This window comes from Algoriphagus sp. PAP.12, assembly GCF_026652115.1.
Classification (GTDB): Bacteria; Bacteroidota; Bacteroidia; order Cytophagales; family Cyclobacteriaceae; genus Algoriphagus.
The window spans coordinates 62,743-80,106 of the sequence record NZ_JAPPSQ010000004.1 but is presented as its reverse complement, the minus strand read 5'-3'; the positions used below and the strand labels follow the sequence as shown (position 1 = coordinate 80,106).

The 17,364-nt window shown below is 39.5% G+C and carries 25 protein-coding genes; 23 read left to right on the top strand and 2 right to left on the bottom strand.

The features are described from left to right. The first annotated feature begins 1 nt into the window (after window position 1). From rplF to cysM, 20 genes are all read left to right on the top strand, one after another. On the top strand, window positions 2–559 hold the full coding sequence (rplF, locus tag O0V13_RS06875; RefSeq protein WP_268034253.1) for a 50S ribosomal protein L6: 558 nt from the start codon (window positions 2–4) through the stop codon (window positions 557–559). A gap of 6 nt (window positions 560–565) precedes the next feature. Next, a complete protein-coding gene (rplR, locus tag O0V13_RS06870) occupies window positions 566–916 on the top strand; it encodes a 50S ribosomal protein L18 (RefSeq protein ID WP_073572785.1) in 351 nt (116 codons plus the stop codon). 5 nt (window positions 917–921) lie between these two features. Then, window positions 922–1,440 carry a 30S ribosomal protein S5 gene (gene rpsE / locus O0V13_RS06865; RefSeq protein WP_026956463.1) on the top strand — a complete coding sequence of 173 codons (519 nt, stop codon included), beginning with the start codon at window positions 922–924 and terminating at the stop codon, window positions 1,438–1,440. 5 nt (window positions 1,441–1,445) lie between these two features. After that, window positions 1,446–1,625: a 50S ribosomal protein L30 gene (rpmD, locus tag O0V13_RS06860; RefSeq protein WP_073572786.1), complete on the top strand. Its 180-nt coding sequence runs from the start codon at window positions 1,446–1,448 to the stop codon at window positions 1,623–1,625. 2 nt (window positions 1,626–1,627) lie between these two features. Then, entirely contained in the window at window positions 1,628–2,074 is a 447-nt protein-coding gene (gene rplO, locus O0V13_RS06855; protein WP_073572787.1) for a 50S ribosomal protein L15, read from the top strand. Window positions 2,075–2,078: 4 nt separating this feature from the next. Next, window positions 2,079–3,398 carry a preprotein translocase subunit SecY gene (secY, locus tag O0V13_RS06850; RefSeq protein ID WP_268034252.1) on the top strand — a complete coding sequence of 440 codons (1,320 nt, stop codon included), beginning with the start codon at window positions 2,079–2,081 and terminating at the stop codon, window positions 3,396–3,398. Window position 3,399: 1 nt separating this feature from the next. Further along, window positions 3,400–4,173, top strand: coding sequence for a type I methionyl aminopeptidase (map, locus tag O0V13_RS06845; protein ID WP_268034251.1), 774 nt, complete (start codon window positions 3,400–3,402; stop codon window positions 4,171–4,173). Window position 4,174: 1 nt separating this feature from the next. Next, window positions 4,175–4,393 carry a translation initiation factor IF-1 gene (gene infA / locus O0V13_RS06840; RefSeq protein ID WP_026953285.1) on the top strand — a complete coding sequence of 73 codons (219 nt, stop codon included), beginning with the start codon at window positions 4,175–4,177 and terminating at the stop codon, window positions 4,391–4,393. A 6-nt stretch (window positions 4,394–4,399) separates the two neighbouring features. Then, window positions 4,400–4,516 carry a type B 50S ribosomal protein L36 gene (gene ykgO, locus O0V13_RS06835; protein ID WP_009053196.1) on the top strand — a complete coding sequence of 39 codons (117 nt, stop codon included), beginning with the start codon at window positions 4,400–4,402 and terminating at the stop codon, window positions 4,514–4,516. Between the two features lie 4 nt (window positions 4,517–4,520). Continuing rightward, window positions 4,521–4,898 (top strand): 30S ribosomal protein S13, encoded by a 378-nt coding sequence (rpsM, locus tag O0V13_RS06830; RefSeq protein ID WP_268034250.1) that lies wholly within the window; start codon window positions 4,521–4,523, stop codon window positions 4,896–4,898. A 15-nt stretch (window positions 4,899–4,913) separates the two neighbouring features. Further along, window positions 4,914–5,312, top strand: coding sequence for a 30S ribosomal protein S11 (gene rpsK / locus O0V13_RS06825; protein WP_268034249.1), 399 nt, complete (start codon window positions 4,914–4,916; stop codon window positions 5,310–5,312). Window positions 5,313–5,330: 18 nt separating this feature from the next. Further along, window positions 5,331–5,936, top strand: coding sequence for a 30S ribosomal protein S4 (gene rpsD, locus O0V13_RS06820; RefSeq protein WP_268034248.1), 606 nt, complete (start codon window positions 5,331–5,333; stop codon window positions 5,934–5,936). A gap of 39 nt (window positions 5,937–5,975) precedes the next feature. Continuing rightward, window positions 5,976–6,965, top strand: a complete 990-nt coding sequence (locus O0V13_RS06815) for a DNA-directed RNA polymerase subunit alpha (protein ID WP_073572792.1) — start codon at window positions 5,976–5,978, stop codon at window positions 6,963–6,965. 5 nt (window positions 6,966–6,970) lie between these two features. Further along, window positions 6,971–7,495, top strand: a complete 525-nt coding sequence (gene rplQ / locus O0V13_RS06810; protein ID WP_268034247.1) for a 50S ribosomal protein L17 — start codon at window positions 6,971–6,973, stop codon at window positions 7,493–7,495. Window positions 7,496–7,614: 119 nt separating this feature from the next. Next, entirely contained in the window at window positions 7,615–8,712 is a 1,098-nt protein-coding gene (gene carA / locus O0V13_RS06805; RefSeq protein WP_268034246.1) for a glutamine-hydrolyzing carbamoyl-phosphate synthase small subunit, read from the top strand. A gap of 20 nt (window positions 8,713–8,732) precedes the next feature. After that, window positions 8,733–10,013 carry a phosphopyruvate hydratase gene (gene eno, locus O0V13_RS06800; protein ID WP_073572795.1) on the top strand — a complete coding sequence of 427 codons (1,281 nt, stop codon included), beginning with the start codon at window positions 8,733–8,735 and terminating at the stop codon, window positions 10,011–10,013. Between the two features lie 94 nt (window positions 10,014–10,107). Continuing rightward, complete coding sequence (locus O0V13_RS06795) at window positions 10,108–10,395, top strand: FtsB family cell division protein (protein ID WP_073572796.1); 288 nt, start codon at window positions 10,108–10,110, stop codon at window positions 10,393–10,395. Beyond that, a complete protein-coding gene (locus O0V13_RS06790) occupies window positions 10,376–10,927 on the top strand; it encodes a hypothetical protein (protein ID WP_268034245.1) in 552 nt (183 codons plus the stop codon). The genes O0V13_RS06795 and O0V13_RS06790 overlap by 20 nt, the downstream gene beginning before the upstream one ends. A gap of 23 nt (window positions 10,928–10,950) precedes the next feature. Next, window positions 10,951–11,796 (top strand): serine O-acetyltransferase, encoded by an 846-nt coding sequence (locus O0V13_RS06785; protein WP_268034244.1) that lies wholly within the window; start codon window positions 10,951–10,953, stop codon window positions 11,794–11,796. A 76-nt stretch (window positions 11,797–11,872) separates the two neighbouring features. After that, on the top strand, window positions 11,873–12,751 hold the full coding sequence (cysM, locus tag O0V13_RS06780; RefSeq protein WP_268034243.1) for a cysteine synthase CysM: 879 nt from the start codon (window positions 11,873–11,875) through the stop codon (window positions 12,749–12,751). 68 nt (window positions 12,752–12,819) lie between these two features. On the opposite strand, the gene O0V13_RS06775 is transcribed toward cysM, so the two are convergent. Further along, window positions 12,820–13,413 carry a hypothetical protein gene (locus O0V13_RS06775; RefSeq protein ID WP_268034242.1) on the bottom strand — a complete coding sequence of 198 codons (594 nt, stop codon included), beginning with the start codon at window positions 13,411–13,413 and terminating at the stop codon, window positions 12,820–12,822. A gap of 230 nt (window positions 13,414–13,643) precedes the next feature. Beyond that, window positions 13,644–14,555, bottom strand: coding sequence for a sugar phosphate isomerase/epimerase family protein (locus O0V13_RS06770; RefSeq protein ID WP_268034241.1), 912 nt, complete (start codon window positions 14,553–14,555; stop codon window positions 13,644–13,646). Window positions 14,556–14,665: 110 nt separating this feature from the next. Between O0V13_RS06770 and O0V13_RS06765 the strand changes: the two genes are divergently transcribed. The 3 genes from O0V13_RS06765 (at window position 14,666) to O0V13_RS06755 (ending at window position 17,360) form a co-directional block, all read left to right on the top strand. Beyond that, on the top strand, window positions 14,666–15,391 hold the full coding sequence (locus tag O0V13_RS06765; protein WP_268034240.1) for a hypothetical protein: 726 nt from the start codon (window positions 14,666–14,668) through the stop codon (window positions 15,389–15,391). Then, the gene (locus O0V13_RS06760) at window positions 15,384–16,541 is read left to right on the top strand and encodes a DUF4249 domain-containing protein (protein WP_268034239.1); all 1,158 of its coding nucleotides are present in this window, start codon (window positions 15,384–15,386) and stop codon (window positions 16,539–16,541) included. The genes O0V13_RS06765 and O0V13_RS06760 overlap by 8 nt, the downstream gene beginning before the upstream one ends. Window positions 16,542–16,652: 111 nt before the next feature. After that, window positions 16,653–17,360 carry a hypothetical protein gene (locus tag O0V13_RS06755; protein ID WP_268034238.1) on the top strand — a complete coding sequence of 236 codons (708 nt, stop codon included), beginning with the start codon at window positions 16,653–16,655 and terminating at the stop codon, window positions 17,358–17,360. The last annotated feature ends 4 nt before the right edge of the window (window positions 17,361–17,364 follow it).

Here is a 17,364-nt window from a genome sequence, read left to right as displayed (position 1 = left end):
CATGTCAAGAATAGGTAAAAAACCAATAAATCTACCCAGCGGTGTTACTGTAGACGTTGCTACAAAAGGTGTAGTGACTGTTAAAGGTCCAAAGGGTACACTCAGCCAGGATGTGAATCCTGATATTGAGGTGAAAGTGGAGGGCAACGAAATCGTTGTTTCTAGACCTACCGACTCAAAAAGACACAAGTCTATGCATGGACTTTACAGAGCTCTGATCAACAATATGGTGATCGGAGTATCTGAAGGTTTCAAGAAAGAATTGGAGCTTGTTGGTGTGGGTTATAAGGCGGCAAACCAAGGACAGGTTCTTGAATTGTCTTTGGGTTACTCTCATAACATTTTCTTCGCACTTCCTGCAGATGTAGCTGTGAAAGCTGAAACTGCTAAAGGAAAGAACCCAATCATCACTTTGGAGTCTATCGACAAAGAATTGATTGGACAAGTAGCTGCCAAAATCAGATCTCTTCGTAAGATCGAACCTTACAAAGGTAAAGGTGTACGCTTCGTTGGTGAACAAGTTAGACGTAAGGCTGGTAAAACTGCCGGTAAAAAATAATAGGTTATGGCATTTAATAAGAATTCCAGAAGACTTAGAATCAAGCAGGGTATCCGCAGAAAGATCTCCGGTACCGATTCCAGACCACGTTTGTCAGTATTCAAAAGTAATACTGGCATCTATGCACAGTTGGTGGATGACCTTAAAGGTCATACATTGGCTCAGGCATCCTCCAAAGAGTTGGGTGCTAAAGAAAACGCCAACGTATCTGTCTCTAAAGAAGTGGGCAAAAAGCTTGCTGAAAGAGCCGTTGCCAATGGTGTTAGCGAGGTAGTATTTGACAGAAATGGCTACTTGTATCACGGAAATGTGAAAGCTTTGGCAGATGGTGCCAGAGAGGGAGGCCTTAAATTTTAATCAGCATGTCTCAACTAAGAAAAAAGCCTATTAGGGCTACAGATACAGAATTAAAAGAAAAAGTAGTAGCTATCAACCGTGTAGCCAAAGTGGTTAAAGGTGGTAGAAGATTCTCTTTTTCTGCGATTGTAGTAGTAGGAGATGGTAATGGTGTAGTAGGTTACGGATTGGGTAAAGCCAATGAAGTAACTGATGCTATCACTAAAGGCATCGAAGACGCTAAGAAAAACTTGGTAAAAGTACCAGTTTTGAAAGGAACTATCCCTCACGAGCAAATTGGAAAATTTGGTGGAGGTTTTGTTTTGATCAAGCCTGCTGCTGCCGGTACCGGTGTAATTGCTGGTGGTGCGATGCGTGCAGTGTTAGAATCTGCCGGTGTGACTGACGTATTGGCGAAGTCAAAAGGTTCTTCTAACCCTCACAACGTAGTGAAAGCTACTATCGATGCATTGATGCAACTAAGAGATGCTATCTCTGTTTCTCAGCAGAGAGGTGTGAAAATGTCTAAAGTTTTTAATGGATAATCATCATGGCTAAGATCAAAATCACACAAACCAAATCTGTTATTGACCGTCCAAAAGATCAAAAAGCTACTATCACAGCTTTGGGTCTTGGTAAAATCAACAAAACTGTAGAAGTTGAAAAAACTCCTCAGATTGCTGGTATGGTTAATAAAGTTAGTCACCTTGTAAAAGTGGAGGAAGCTTAATTATGAAACTGCATACATTACAACCAGCTGAGGGATCAACCAAGAACCGTAAGCGTATTGGTCGTGGTCCTGGATCCGGTAGAGGTGGTACTTCTACAAGAGGTCATAAAGGAGCTAAATCAAGATCCGGTTATAAAACTAAATTAGGTTTTGAAGGTGGGCAAATGCCACTTCAAAGAAGAGTTCCTAAATTTGGTTTCAAAAGCTTTAACAGAGTTGAGTTCAAACCGGTAAATTTGGATACCTTGCAAAACCTTGCAGCAACTTACAATCTTGAGACCATCGATTTGGATGCTTTCGTTTCTCACGGAATCGCTTCTAAAAACGACAAAATCAAGATTTTGGGCGGAGGTGAATTGAGTTCCAAAGTAGCAGTAACTGCTCATAACTTCTCTGCCAGCGCTATCGCTGCCATTGAAAAAGCGGGTGGTTCGGTAAACAAGATTTAATTAAATGAAAAAGTTTATTTCGACAGTTAAGAATATTTTCTCGATAGAAGATCTTCGAGTTAGAATCCTGAACACGGTCGGTTTCCTGATCATATTCAGATTGGGTTCTTACGTAGTTCTTCCAGGGGTTGATCCTTCAAAATTGACAGGGGCTCCTGAGGGGATTTTCGGCTTGATCGATACTTTCTTGGGTGGTGCTTTCAGTAATGCATCCATCTTCGGACTAGGTATCATGCCATATATCTCTGCTTCCATTGTGTTGCAACTGTTGACTGTCGGAGTACCCTACTTTCAAAAAATGCAAAAGGAAGGGGAATCTGGTCGTAAAAGAATCAACCAGATTACCCGTGTACTTACTATTTTGATCACCATTGCGCAGGGTATCGGTTATGTAACCGCTACAATCCTTCCAACTGGTGCAGTGATGGTGAGTACTTCCTTATTCATGTTCAGCTCTTTAGTGTTGCTTTCCGCAGGTACCATGTTCTGCATGTGGTTGGGCGAAAAAATTACTGAGAAAGGTATCGGAAACGGTATCTCTATGCTGATCATGATTGGGATCATCTCCCGTTTCCCAGGAGCTATTATTGCTGAAGTATTAGAAAAAGGTTCTGGTGGATTGTTGCTATTGTTGATTGAAGCAGCGGTATTGTTCTTCGTTGTTGTTGGTGTTGTTGCATTGACTGAAGCTACAAGAAGAATCCCTGTTCAGTACGCAAAGCAAGTAGTTGGGGGTAAAGTTTATGGTGGACAACGTCAGTACATTCCTATTAAAGTGAATGCCTCTGGTGTAATGCCTATTATCTTTGCTCAATCATTGATGTTCGTTCCGGCTTTGATCGCTCAGATCTGGGCAAGCGAAAATGACATTGCTAACTACATCGGTACCACTTTCTCCGATTTCACTTCTTGGCAGTATAACTTATTGTTTGCAGCTATGATCATCATCTTCACATTCTTCTACACTGCTATCACAGTGAACCCTGAGCAAATTGCTGAGGATATGAAGAGAAATGGTGGTTTTGTTCCGGGTATCAAACCAGGTGCTCCAACTGCAGACTTTATTGACGGTATCATTTCCAGAATCACTTTGCCAGGATCTGTTCTTTTGGCAGCTGTAGCGATTCTTCCTGCTTTGGCAATTATTGCCGGTGTCGGTGGTGAATTCGCTCAGTTTTATGGTGGTACATCTCTATTGATTATGGTAGGGGTGATCATGGATACACTTCGTCAAATCGAAAGTTATCTTTTGATGAGACATTACGAAGGAATGATGAAGTCTGGTAATATGAAGAATAATCCTTCTAATTACCAAGTAGCTTAAGATGATTCATTATAAGACCTTAGAAGAGGTTCAGAAAATAAAAGAAAGTGCTGATATTTTGGCGAAAGCCCATGGGGAAGTAGCCAAACATATCAAGGTAGGGGTAAAGACCTCTCACCTAGATAAAATTGCTGAAGAGTTTATCAGGGATAATGGCGGAGTTCCTTCCTTTAAAGGATACAATGGCTTCCCTGCTTCTCTCTGTATTTCTGTGAATGAAGTAGTTGTTCATGGATTTCCTAGCAAATATGAATTGAAAGATGGCGATATAATCTCAGTAGATTGTGGAGTCTTTCACCAAGGTTTTCATAGCGATTCCGCTTATACTTACCCTGTCGGTGAAGTTTCCACTCCTGTTATAGATTTACTTAGAGCCACTAAAGATTCTCTTTACTTAGGAATCGAAAAGGCAATTTTTGGCAACCGTATTGGTGACATTGGAAATGCAATCCAAAAATTCGTAGAAGCCAAAGGCTATACTGTAGTCAGAGAATTGGTTGGACACGGATTAGGAAAAAACTTGCATGAATCTCCAGAAGTACCCAATTATGGTAAAAAGGGGAGTGGTCCTCTGTTAAAGGCAGGGATGGTAATTGCAATTGAGCCCATGATCAATCTTGGATCTAGAAATATAGTCCAAGAGCGGGATGGATGGACAATCCGGACTTCGGATAGAAAACCTTCAGCCCATTATGAGCATACAGTAGCGATTTTCGAAGATAGAACTGAGGTATTAACCTCACACAAGTACATAGAAGAGAATTTTAAATTCTAAGATGGCAAAACAAACATCAATAGAACAAGACGGAACCATTACGGAAGCGTTGTCAAACGCCATGTTTAAAGTGGAACTGGAGAATGGACATCAATTGATTGCGCATATTTCCGGTAAAATGAGGATGAATTACATCAAGATCCTTCCTGGAGATCGCGTCAAATTAGAGCTTTCTCCCTATGACTTGACAAAAGGCAGAATAGTATATCGATATAAATAGACTGATATGAAAGTTAAAGCATCTATCAAAAAGAGAAGTGCTGACTGTAAGGTGATCAGAAGAAAAGGAAAACTTTACGTCATCAATAAGAAGAATCCTAAGTTTAAACAAAGACAAGGTTAAGATTATGGCTAGAATTGCAGGTGTAGACATACCAGACAATAAGCGTGGCGAAATCGGGCTTACCTATATCTTCGGAATTGGAAGAAGCTCCGCCAAGGCGATCCTGAGCAAAGCCGGTATCTCCTTCGACAAAAAAGCAGGTGAGTGGTCAGACGATGAGTCAACCGCTATCCGTAATATTATTGCCGAAGAATTCAGAACCGAAGGTGTCCTGAAGTCAGAGATCCAATTGAACATCAAGCGACTAATGGATATTGGTTGTTATAGAGGTTTGAGACACAGAAAAGGACTTCCAGTTCGTGGTCAGCATACCAAGAACAACGCCAGAACAAGGAAGGGTAAGAGAAAGACTGTTGCTAACAAGAAGAAGGCAACTAAATAAAACCTGAATTAGATTATGGCTCAGAAAAGAAACGATAAAGCTAAAGGTAAAAAAAGAGTAGTAAAGGTAGAAGCGGTAGGACAAGCTCACATCAGAGCTTCCTTCAATAATATCATTATCTCTATTACCAATAATGCGGGACAAGTAATCTCTTGGGCTTCTGCCGGTAAAATGGGTTTCAGAGGTTCTAAGAAAAACACTCCTTACGCTGCACAGATGGCCGCTCAAAACTGCGGACAGGTTGCCTACGACTTAGGTTTGAGAAAAATCGAAGTATTCGTAAAAGGTCCAGGTGCTGGTCGTGAATCTGCGATCAGAACTTTACAAAATGTTGGATTGGACGTGACTACTATTGTTGATGTGACTCCAATGCCTCACAACGGCTGTCGTCCTCCTAAGCGTAGAAGAGTTTAATCAAAAAATTGTAACAGAATGGCTAGATATAGAGGTCCAAAAGCAAAGATCGCCCGTAAGTTTGGCGAGGCTATCGAAGGACATAGCAAAGCGCTTCAAAAGAAAAACTATCCTCCGGGACAACACGGTCGTGGAAGAAGAAAGAAGCAATCAGAATATGCGATCCAGCTTGCTGAAAAGCAAAAAGCTAAATACATCTACGGAGTATTGGAGAGACAATTTGCCAAAATGTTTGATATCGCTTCCAGAAAGCAAGGTATCACAGGTGAAAACCTTCTTCAATTGCTAGAAGCTAGATTGGACAACACCGTATATAGAATGGGAGTTTCCCCTACTAGAAGAGGTGCAAGACAATTGGTAGCTCACAAGCATATTCTTGTTAACGGTGAAGTAGTGAACATTCCTTCTTACATCTTGAAGCCAGGTGATGTGGTTTCAGTAAGAGAGCGTTCCAAGTCTTTGGAAGCTATTACCAATAGCTTAGCTGGTAGAGGTGCCAACAAATATTCCTGGTTAGAGTGGGATGGTGCTTCCTTGTCCGGCAAATTCGTCAGTGTGCCTTCTAGAGATGATATTCCAGAAAATATCAAGGAGCAGCTCATCGTCGAACTATACTCTAAGTAATATTTACTATTTTCAGCTTTTAAACAAAGAACAAGATATATGTCCATACTAGCATTTCAAATGCCCGAAAAAGTGGTGATGGAGAAAGCCGATGACTTCCATGGCTTGTTTACGTTCAAACCACTAGAAAAAGGCTATGGAGTTACTATCGGTAACGCCCTGAGAAGAATTTTGCTTTCATCCTTGGAGGGTTATGCCATCACTTCCATCAAAATACCTGGAGTAGTGCATGAGTTTTCTACCATTGATGGGGTAGTGGAGGATGTTACTGACATTATTTTGAACCTGAAGCAAGTGAGATTCAAGAAGGTGCACGAAGCATTTGACGGTAAAATCACTGTGGAGGTGAAAGACCAGTCAGTTTTCACTGCCGGGGACATTGCGAAGTTCACTTCTTCTTTCGAGGTGTTGAATCCAGATCAAGTGATCTGTCACATCGATGAAACCAAAACCTTCGAAATCGAATTGGTTGTGGAAAAAGGAAGAGGTTATCTACCAGCTGAAGAATCCAAACCAAAAGAGCAGGTATTTGGGCAAATCGCCATCGATGCCATTTTCACGCCAATCAAAAACGTGAAGTATAGCGTAGAAAATACCCGTGTTGAGCAAAAAACTGACTTCGAGAAATTGATCCTTGAGGTTTCTACAGATGGTTCTATCCACCCTGAGAAAGCCCTTCAAGAATCTGCAAAAATCTTGATCCAGCACTTCATGCTATTCTCTGATCAGACTATGGTACTTGACTCTACAGGTGTCGCTGAGCCAGAGCCAATCGACGAAGAGTTCCTTCACATGAGAAAATTGTTGAAGACTTCTCTAAGCGATTTGGATCTTTCCGTCCGTGCTTTCAACTGCTTGAAAGCTGCTGACGTGAAGACATTGGGTGATCTTGCCAAGCTTGAAATTTCTGATATGATGAAATTCAGAAACTTCGGTAAGAAATCCCTAGCTGAATTGGAGCAGTTGATTCAGGAAAAAGGGCTCACCTTTGGAATGGATATTTCAAAGTATAAACTTGATGAAGAATAAATAAAATGAGACACGGTAAGAAATTTAACCACCTTGGAAGGAAGGCTGCTCATAGGAAATCAATGCTTTCCAACATGGCTACTTCCCTAATTCTTCACAAGCGTATCTCTACCACGCTTGCCAAGGCAAAAGAATTGAAGAAATATGTGGAGCCTTTGATCACTAGAGCAAAGGAAGATACTACTCACAACAGACGTGTAGCTTTCTCTTACTTGAAAAACAAAGAAGCAATCGTTGCTTTGTTTGGTGAAGTGATTGCTAAAGTTGGTACTCGTCCAGGTGGATACACTCGTATCATCAAAACTGGATTCAGATTGGGTGACAACGCAGAAATGTGTATCATCGAATTGGTTGATTTCAACGAATTGATGTTGAAAGAAGCTAAGCCAGCTAAGAAAACTACTAGAAGATCTAGAAGAAGCTCTGGTAAATCAGAAGAAGCTCCTGTTTCTCCTGCAGTTGAAGCAAAAACTGAAGAAACTCAAGCTCCTGAAGCTTCTACAGATTCTCCTGAAACTGAAGAAAAATAATAATTTGAATTTCAGTTTAAATATTGAAAAGGATTGGGCGTTGGTTCAATCCTTTTTTTATGCCTAGACATTCCTCCTCCTCCCAATAAATATTTAACTTTGGGGCAATTATATCGAAAATGTTAAAACAAAAAGCAACCTTACTTCTAGCAGACGGAACTGTGTTCCACGGTTCATTGATTGGTAACCCCGGTACAAATGGGGGTGAGATTTGTTTCAATACTGGTATGACTGGTTATCAGGAGATCTACACAGATCCTTCTTATACTGGTCAGGTAATTGTCACTACTACTTCTCACATCGGTAACTACGGTGTGGATAACGAAGAGGTAGAATCCGATCACCCTACTATCGGGGGTATTGTAGTTAATAGTTTCTCTGAAGTTTATTCCCGACTAGATGGGGATGGTTCTCTTCAGGATTATTTGGTGAAATACCAAATTACTGGTATAGCAGATATTGACACCAGAAAATTGGTGAGACATATCCGATCTCAAGGAGCTATGAACGCTATCATAAGCTCAGAATTTGAAGGTGACTTGGAAGGTTTGAAGGCTGAATTGGAAAAACTTCCTGATATGAACGGGTTGGAACTTTCCTCTCAGGTCTGTACTCAAGAGCCTTATTTCTATGGTGATGAAAGCTCTCCAATTAAAGTTGCCTGCCTTGACTTCGGTATCAAAAAGAACATCCTTAGAAACTTGGCTTCAAGAGGTGTTTATTGTAAAGTATATCCTGCTAAGACCCAATTGGCTGAAATGGAAGAATGGGCTCCTAATGCTTATTTCCTTTCCAATGGGCCTGGTGATCCAGCAGTAATGGAATATGCAGTTGATACTGTAAAAGACATCTTAAACACCGGTAAGCCTGTATTTGGAATTTGCCTAGGACACCAGCTTTTAGCTGAGTCTGTTGGTATCTCTACCTACAAAATGCACCATGGACACAGAGGAATCAATCACCCGATCAAAAATCTTTTGACTGGAAAAAGTGAAATCACTTCCCAGAACCATGGTTTCAATATCGTGAGAGAAGATTCCGAAAATCACCCTGATGTAGAAATCACTCACGTTCATCTGAACGATAATACAGTTGCTGGTATAAAATTGAAAAATAAACCAGCATTTTCAGTGCAATATCACCCAGAGTCATCTCCAGGGCCGCATGATTCACGCTACCTTTTTGACGACTTTATCGCTTTAATAAACCAAAATTAATTTTATAAACCTTTTAGACTATGACGTTGATTCAATCAATTCATGCAAGACAAATCCTCGATTCAAGAGGTAATCCAACTGTAGAGGTGGATGTGTATACCGAAAATGGTGCCTTTGGACGTGCTGCAGTTCCTAGTGGAGCTTCTACAGGTGTAAATGAAGCAGTAGAACTTAGAGATGGAGATAAAAGCAAATATTTGGGTAAAGGTGTATTGAAAGCCGTTGCCAATGTAAATGATTTGATTGCTCCTGAATTGGTAGGGATGGATGTATTCGAGCAAAACATGATTGACCAGATCATGATTGACTTGGATGGTACTCCAACTAAAGGTAAACTAGGTGCGAACGCAATTTTGGGTGTTTCTTTGGCAGTAGCTAAAGCAGCAGCAATGGAATCTGGACAGCCTTTGTACAGATACGTTGGTGGTGTCAATGCTAATACCCTTCCAGTTCCGATGATGAATATCATCAATGGTGGATCTCACTCTGATGCTCCTATTGCATTCCAAGAGTTTATGATCCGTCCGGTTGGTGCTCCAAACTTCTCTGAGGCTATCCGTATGGGTACTGAGATTTTCCATAGCTTGAAGAAAATTCTTCATGACAAAGGATTGAGTACTGCTGTAGGAGATGAGGGTGGATTTGCACCAAATTTCTCTGGTGGCACTGAAGAAGCCCTTGGATGTATCCTTGATGCTATCGAAAAAGCTGGTTACAAAGCAGGTGACGATGTGACTATTGCATTGGACTGTGCATCTTCTGAATTCTTCGTTGACGGAAACTATGACTACAAGAAATTTGAAGGAGATACTGGTGTGATCAGAAGCAGAGCTGAGCAAGTTGATTACTTGGCTTCTTTGACTGAAAAATACCCAATCGATTCTATCGAAGATGGTTGTGCTGAAGAAGACTGGGAAGGTTGGGCTATGTTGACCGCTAAAATCGGTGACAAAGTTCAATTGGTAGGCGATGATTTGTTCGTGACCAATGTGAAGTTCCTAGAAAGAGGTATCGCGGAGAAATCTGCAAACTCTATTTTGATCAAAGTAAACCAAATCGGGACTTTGACCGAGACTATCAACGCTGTAAACTTGGCTCACAAAGCTGGATTCACTGCTGTAATGTCTCACAGATCCGGTGAAACTGAAGATTCGACTATCGCTGATTTGGCAGTAGCATTGAACACAGGACAAATCAAGACTGGTTCTGCTTCTCGTTCTGATAGAATGGCTAAGTACAATCAATTGCTAAGAATAGAAGAGCAATTAGGTGACTCAGCAGTATTCAAAGGAAGCTTATAATATTCCATTTGATAAGTAAAATTGAAAGCAGCCTTGATTCAAGGCTGCTTTTTTTTGCACCATTTTTGTACTTTCGAGGAGAACCCAATTTTATATGAAGAAATTACTAAAGCTTGGAGGGAATTTTTACGGATTGGTAACTCTCTTTTTTCTCGCCTGGATGATTTTTATTGACTCAAATAATGTAGTCAACCAATTTAAACTTAGCCAAAAGCTAGGACAGCTTGAAGACCAAAAGGAGTTCTATAAAGAGCGAAAAGTTAAAATTAAAGCTGAGAGAGAGGAATTGATGAGCAATCCGGAACTTTTGGAAAAGTTTGCCCGTGAAAAATACTTAATGAAAAAAGAAACGGAGGACTTGTATGTTGTTGTCAAAAAGTAAGCTTTTTATACTCCTTATTGGATTCTTATTTGTGGTAGGGATCCAAGCCCAGGCTCAAAGAGATATTTATTCTGATTCCACTTCCCTAAAAGACAGACTATACTATGGTGGTAATTTTGGGATGCAGTTTGGAACAGTTACTTTGGTTGACTTTTCACCATTGGTAGGAGTAATGATCACACCGAGATATTCAGCTGGTGTTGGTCTTACCTATCAGTATTTCAATGATAAAAGATATTACGGCGGAGAAACATCATCTTATGGTGGTAGGCTCTTCAATCGGTTCAATGTATTGCCCAATGTATTCCTACATGGTGAATATGAATCCATCAATTTCGACAATTACAATTTAGTCTCTGACCGCTTCGAAAGGATATGGTCCAATGCACTTTTCTTAGGAGGAGGATACTTTGCTCCCTTTGGTGGTGGAAGAGGTGGTGCCAATTTCACTTTCCTATACAATGTACTTCACGATAATAAAAGGTCACCCTATAGCGAACCTTATGTGATCCGTTTGGGTTTTGTGATGTAATAGGAAATCCAATCCCATTTAATATGGACTCTTTTATAGATAAAGTTTATCATGCTCATAGGCAATGCTCCGATTGCCCTTCTCCTAAGGTAATTCAAGCTTTTTTCGAAGAATTGTTAGGGACAATATTCCCGGAATACAGTGTAAATAGACTGAAAGAGCGTGAAGAAATTGCTGAAAGATTCTCTGAACTAGAATTTACTCTTGCCGCAATTTTGGAAAGAAACCCTCAGTTACACGAGCGAGAAGGAAAGGTTATTGCCCATGATTTCTTCCAGTCATTAGAAAAGATATTTGACTGGATTCATTGGGATGTTGATGCGATGTTTGAAGGGGATCCTGCTGCAAAATCCAAGACAGAGATTATTAGATCTTATCCAGGTTTTTTTGCAATAGCAGCCTATCGAATCGCCCATGAGTTACATATTCAAGGAGTTCAATTGATTCCTAGAATGATTACCGAATTTGCACATAGTAGAACTGGGATTGACATACATCCAGGAGCTACTATTGGGAGGCATTTCTGCATAGATCATGGTACAGGAGTGGTAATAGGTGAAACAACTCTAATTGGTGAAAATGTAAAAGTTTATCAGGGTGTGACTTTAGGAGCACTTAGTGTGGACAAAGCGGATGCTGATATCAAACGTCATCCCACTATTGAAGATCACGTGATTATTTATGCTGGAGCAACCATCTTGGGAGGAAAAACTGTGATCGGCAAAAACTCCGTAATAGGAGGGAATGTCTGGTTGACAAAGTCAGTAGATCCCGGTTCGAAAGTTTATTATCAGTCGCAGATGTATCATGCTGACTCAGAAGTGACAGATCGCTATGTATTCAAAAATGATCAAAGCGAAGCGTCCTAATTCTCTTTTTTATTAAATTCTAAAAGTCTTTCCAGTTCCAGATATAGGATGAAAAGACTTTTTAAATCCATTATTTATGAAGCTATTTGAATTAATCGGAAATACCCCTTTGGTAGAATTGGAGCATATTCCAACTAATCCCAATGTAAAGATCTATTGCAAAATGGAAGGGCAAAATCCAGGGGGTAGCGTCAAAGATCGAGCTGCCTATAACATGCTTCGCTCTGCAATGGATCGTGGTGAAATCAAAAAAGGTGATAAACTGGTAGAGGCAACTAGTGGAAATACAGGGATCGCCTTGGCAATGGTAGCAAAGGTTTTGGGTTTGGATATGACCTTGATAATGCCTGATAACTCCACCCGTGAAAGAGTACTTTCTATGGAGGCCTATGGAGCCAAAGTGATTTTGACACCGGCGGCAAAAACTATTGAATACTCAAGAACTTTGGCTGAGCAGATGAATCAAGAAGAAGGATATTTCATGCTCAATCAATTCGGAAATCCGGATAATTATTTAGCTCATTATAAAACGACTGGACCCGAGATCTGGAATGATACAAAGGGTGAAATCACTCATTTTGTATCCGCTATGGGTACAACAGGAACTATCATGGGAGTATCCATGTACCTGAAGGAACAAAACCCTGAAGTTCAAATTGTAGGGACTCAGCCTACAGATGGATCTAGTATCCCAGGAATCAGAAGATGGTCTCCAGAGTTTTTACCTGCGATTTTTGATTCTTCTCGAGTAGATCAGGTGATTGATGTCAGTCAGGATCAAGCTACTGAAATGACCAGAAGAATGGCTAAAGAAGAAGGGATCTTGGCGGGGATGAGTAGCGGGGGAGCACTTTATGCTGCTATCGAGCTTGCCAAAACCTTGGACAAAGGAGTGATCGTTTGTATTACCTGCGATAGAGGAGATCGGTATCTGAGTTCAGATTTGTTTGGTTAAAAAGAGAGTTCTTTTTGTTTGATCGTATTGGTAAGGATATGTAACAATTTATAAAATTGAGACATTTATTATTTTACCCTAAGTAAACTATCTAAAGGATCAACAGTTATTTCGTTGATTTCTTTCGGCAATCTATTGGGGTCGAATTGACTTTTTCCTCTCAATTGGATACTTGGGATAATTACTTTTCTGAAAAGTTCTTCAGATTCCGGTTCATTGTCTAAATCAAACCTTATAGAAATGTCATAGAATTTCTGATTAGAATTAAATGTGACAGAAATAAATCTCACACGCTGATTTTGTTGTTCATAATCATAGATTGAATACAGGTATCTGAAACCGTTGTCAACAAACTCGTGGATTGAATAATCTGTCAATCTCTTATTTGGATCAAAAAATGTTTCATGAGATCCTGTTAAGTAATCGTAGAACATTTGGTCTCCAATTCCATTATCGAAAACATTAACAGCAAAAAAATCATCGCTACCTTTCAGTTTAGAAATAAGAAAGTAGTCGGATTTATCAACATAAGGCCAACCGACAGGAATACAAATTTCGAAATCCTCTTTTGAATTAAAACATCTTAAACTCTCTATTTCTCTAGTTTGGCACGCTGAAAAAGATAAAATCAATAGAATATTAAGCGTGAAATACCATTTCATCTTTTCAATCAATTTTTAGAGTGAATAAGATTTACCCCTTTTAAATTATTAAAGATTATTTGTTCTGTTTTATGAATAATCATTTCTAAAATATGTATATCCGCTTTTCTGCCAGTAGGAATTTTAATCGGTCTAAAAGCTGCAAAATGGTTCAATTCAAGCAAACTTCGGTCATCGGTCTTCTAACTCGATTCGCAAAGGGAATTTGGCTACTGCCAAGAAATCATATTCTAAAAAAACTGCTTCATTTTAGCCAAACCTGTATCTGCAACAAACTGAGCATCCATTTCATATAAACTTGGATTGAAGAGTTCAAGGGAGAGTGTCTTTTCTCCTCCCATTTCGATCAATGTTTTTGCAATTTCTTTAAGCGGAGCAACCCCGTCACCTGGGAAAATCCTATGTTTATCTTCTTGTTGCTCTCTCGGCAAAGTGTCAGAAAAATCATTCAAGTGGAAAACTTCTATTGCATTCCCACTAACCAATTTTAATCCATCAAAGCCTGATCCTCCTCGGAATAGGTGATAAACATCTGGTAACAGCCTAGCGTCTGGATCATTGGCGATTGCTGCTACAGCCAAAGCCTGTCCCAATTGATAAAATGGAGGGAATGCTCCCCAAAACTCAAGCTGAGGCATGCATCCTGTTTTACGACCAAGGTCTAAAAGTTTGGCATATTTTTCCCCGGCTTCAAATAGATCAACTGGAACTTCTGCCCCAATGGCCGGTGCTGCTACTCTGACACAGCCAATCTCAGCCAATTGATTCATCTCATGCTCGATTTGCTCAAACCCCTTTTTGCTTTTTTCTGCATCCTGAGCCATCCATGTAGCAAATCCAATTGCATTGACTGCTTTGATTCCAGCATCATCCAATTCTTTTTTAAGAGATGAAAGGCTTTTTCCAGACTCTAAATATTGATTGAGCTCCATGATCCAAAGTTCTATTCCATCGTATCCAGCTTTCGCAGCAACTTGGATCATTTGAGAAAGAGAAAGCTTTTGACCTCGGATTGTACTTGTGTTTAAAGAGAATTTGATGCTTGAAGGTTTTTTCTCTTCTGCCTTTGTCAAAGCTACAGGAGCGCTGGCTAAAATTGAAGAAAGTGCAATGGTTTTTAGTGCTTTTCTGCGATTGGTCATTTTGGGACAATTTGGTGTAGTGATTTTTCCGTCCAAATGGGAAAGATGCCTATCTAAACATAATTTGAAAAAAGTCCGTATCAAAAATTCAATCGCACGTATTTTTACTCATGAATAAAAGAATTTTTTTACTGGGCATATTTGCGGTATTGATGGTACCGGTATTTGCCCAAGGAAGTGCGAGAAACTTAGGTAATCTTGAAAAGTATAAGCAAGAGCTCCCTTTTTTTCAGGAATTGATTACTGGAGGGCAGTATACCACTCCACCTCAGAACTATGAAGGATTTCCTTATTTGCTTGGAAAGAGCTTTGAATTGGGGACTTTGACGATCAATCAGATTTATTATCCAGAGGTTCTTCTCTTGTATGATATTCGATTTGATCAATTGATTACGCTTCATCCAGTTTTCTCTCAGAATCTATTAATCAAGCCGGGAAAAATAAATGGATTTAGCCTTTCTAATGGGAGTTCATTTAAACAATTGAAAGGAAATGAATCGTATTTGCGGAATCAGAATGGTTTTTATGAGGTCATAGAGGAAGGTAAGATGAACCTGATTTCGAAACATTTTAAAACTGTGGTCAGATCTAAGGAGTTGGGTGATTATTTTGCTTCCTATGAGGAATTCGAAGATTTCTTTTTCTATGACGGAAGCGAATTTTTTCCGGTTACGTCTAAGAAGAAAGCAATCCAACTTCTGGGAGTTTCAAAAAAGGCTGTGAGAGAAAATATCATTAAAAAAGGAGTCTATTTCAACAGGGAAAAACGAAAGTTTTTGAAATCCCTTGTCTTGCTGGCAAACACAACTGATTCTAATTTAAGTAGTAATGAATAAGAAGGTAATAGGCATTGCCTGTTTTTTGATTATAAGTCTTTTAGGATGTCGAGAAGAATTTGAACCCGAAATCTCTGGTTCAGATTCTCGGATTTTGGTTGTTGAGGGATATTTGGATACTGATGGTGTATCGAGCTTACTCAGTCTAAGTTATACTCAAAGCCTTCAATCCGACTCTCAGGATTTCCCAAGGATCTTGGGAGCGACGGTTTATCTTGAAGCTTCTTCAGGTGAAAGGTTTTACCTTTCTGAAGCAGGAGGGGGTGATTATATATTTGAACAGGATATTTCTGAAGAAGATACCTATGTCCTGAAAATTTCTTTGCCGGGAGGTGAAAGTTATTCTTCAAGAGAATTGAAGCCTTTGAACTCAACCGATATCATTGATATCGATTATGAAAAGAATGAGGATGGAGTTGAAATTTTCATCACCACGAAGGGAGATGAAAAAACTGATGATTTTTTATGGACTTATGAAGAAACCTGGGCATTTCAATCTCCTTTTCCTTCCAATGTAAAGTATGATCAAGAACTCAAAGATGTAGTGGAGAGGACTGAAGAGGAGAAATATGATTTGTGCTATAGAAGTGTCCCTAATTCAAATTTGATTTTACAATCATCCTCGGACTTTGAAGAACAGCTCGTATTTCGCCAGCCTATCCTTCAGATCAATCAAGGAGATGAAAGATTGTCTGTCAGGTATAGTATTTTGATTACACAGAAAGCTTTGACGCCAGATGCAACAGAATTTTGGGAAAACCTAAGAGAAAATACGGATGATTTAGGAACAATTTTTAGCCCTCTTCCATCTCAGGTTCAAGGAAATATGGTTCATGACCAAAATCCTGAAATTCCGGTTATCGGTCAAGTTGGTTTAGGAAAAGTGAGTCAGAAAAGGCTGTTTATTGATATCCTGGAGGTGTATCCTTGGCAACCCGAGGTTGATGACTATTTTGGTTGCTCTTTGGGGCAGGATACTGTTTTTGTTGCTGATTACGAAAGTGAGTTTCGCTTTGGGTCAAAAGTCCCTACATACCCCATTTATAACCAAAATGGATTGATTCCAATTGGCTATTTATATTCTACTGAGAGATGTGTAGACTGTACCTTGAGAGGAAGCAATGTCGCACCTGACTTTTGGGAAAACTAACTTGGATGACTGATGTGGGTTTTGAAACATCCTTTTAAATATTGTCTGAACCGACTAAAAATATTTTGAATAATGTTGAATCATTGCCTTATATGAATCGTATTTTGCTGTATGAAAGAAATTAAATTTTTCATTTTATTTCTTGTTTTTGCTTCTTCTGCGAGAGCTCAAGTTGCGAGCGATAGTCTGAAGTATTTAGCTTCTTATAAGCAGGAGATTCCTTATTTCCAGGAATTAATTACAGGTGGGCAATATGCTGAAGCTCCCAAAACTATTGAGGGTCATCCATTCTACTTTTCTAGACAATTTGAAAATGGGAGCCTTCAAATCAATGGGATTACATATCCCCAAGTTCCATTGATGTACGATTCTTATAGAGATCAAGTGTTGACTTTTCATCCGATCTATAATCAGAAAATTCTGATCAACCCTGAAAAAGTAGATCAGTTCAGATTAGCCAATGGTGATAGATTTCAGTTTTTTGAAGGAAATCAAGGGTTTCTATATCATTTAAATGGGCTGTACAAAGTACTGAATGAGGGCGAGGTGTTGGCTTTGGTCAAAGAATATAAGACCACTAAAGACAAAAATGACATTAGTAAATATACCGATGTGTTTATAGAGAAAACGGAATACTTCCTATGGAGAGATGGGGAGTTTTTTCGGGTAAATAGAACTAGACAAATCCCAGAAATTTTAAAAGTAAATAAAAAAGAGTTGAAAAAGCGGATGAAAAAGCAAGGTGTAAGGTTTAAATCTGAGCCAGAGGAATATTTATCCATAGCCATTTCTGAGGCGCAAAACCTCAATGACAATTGACCCA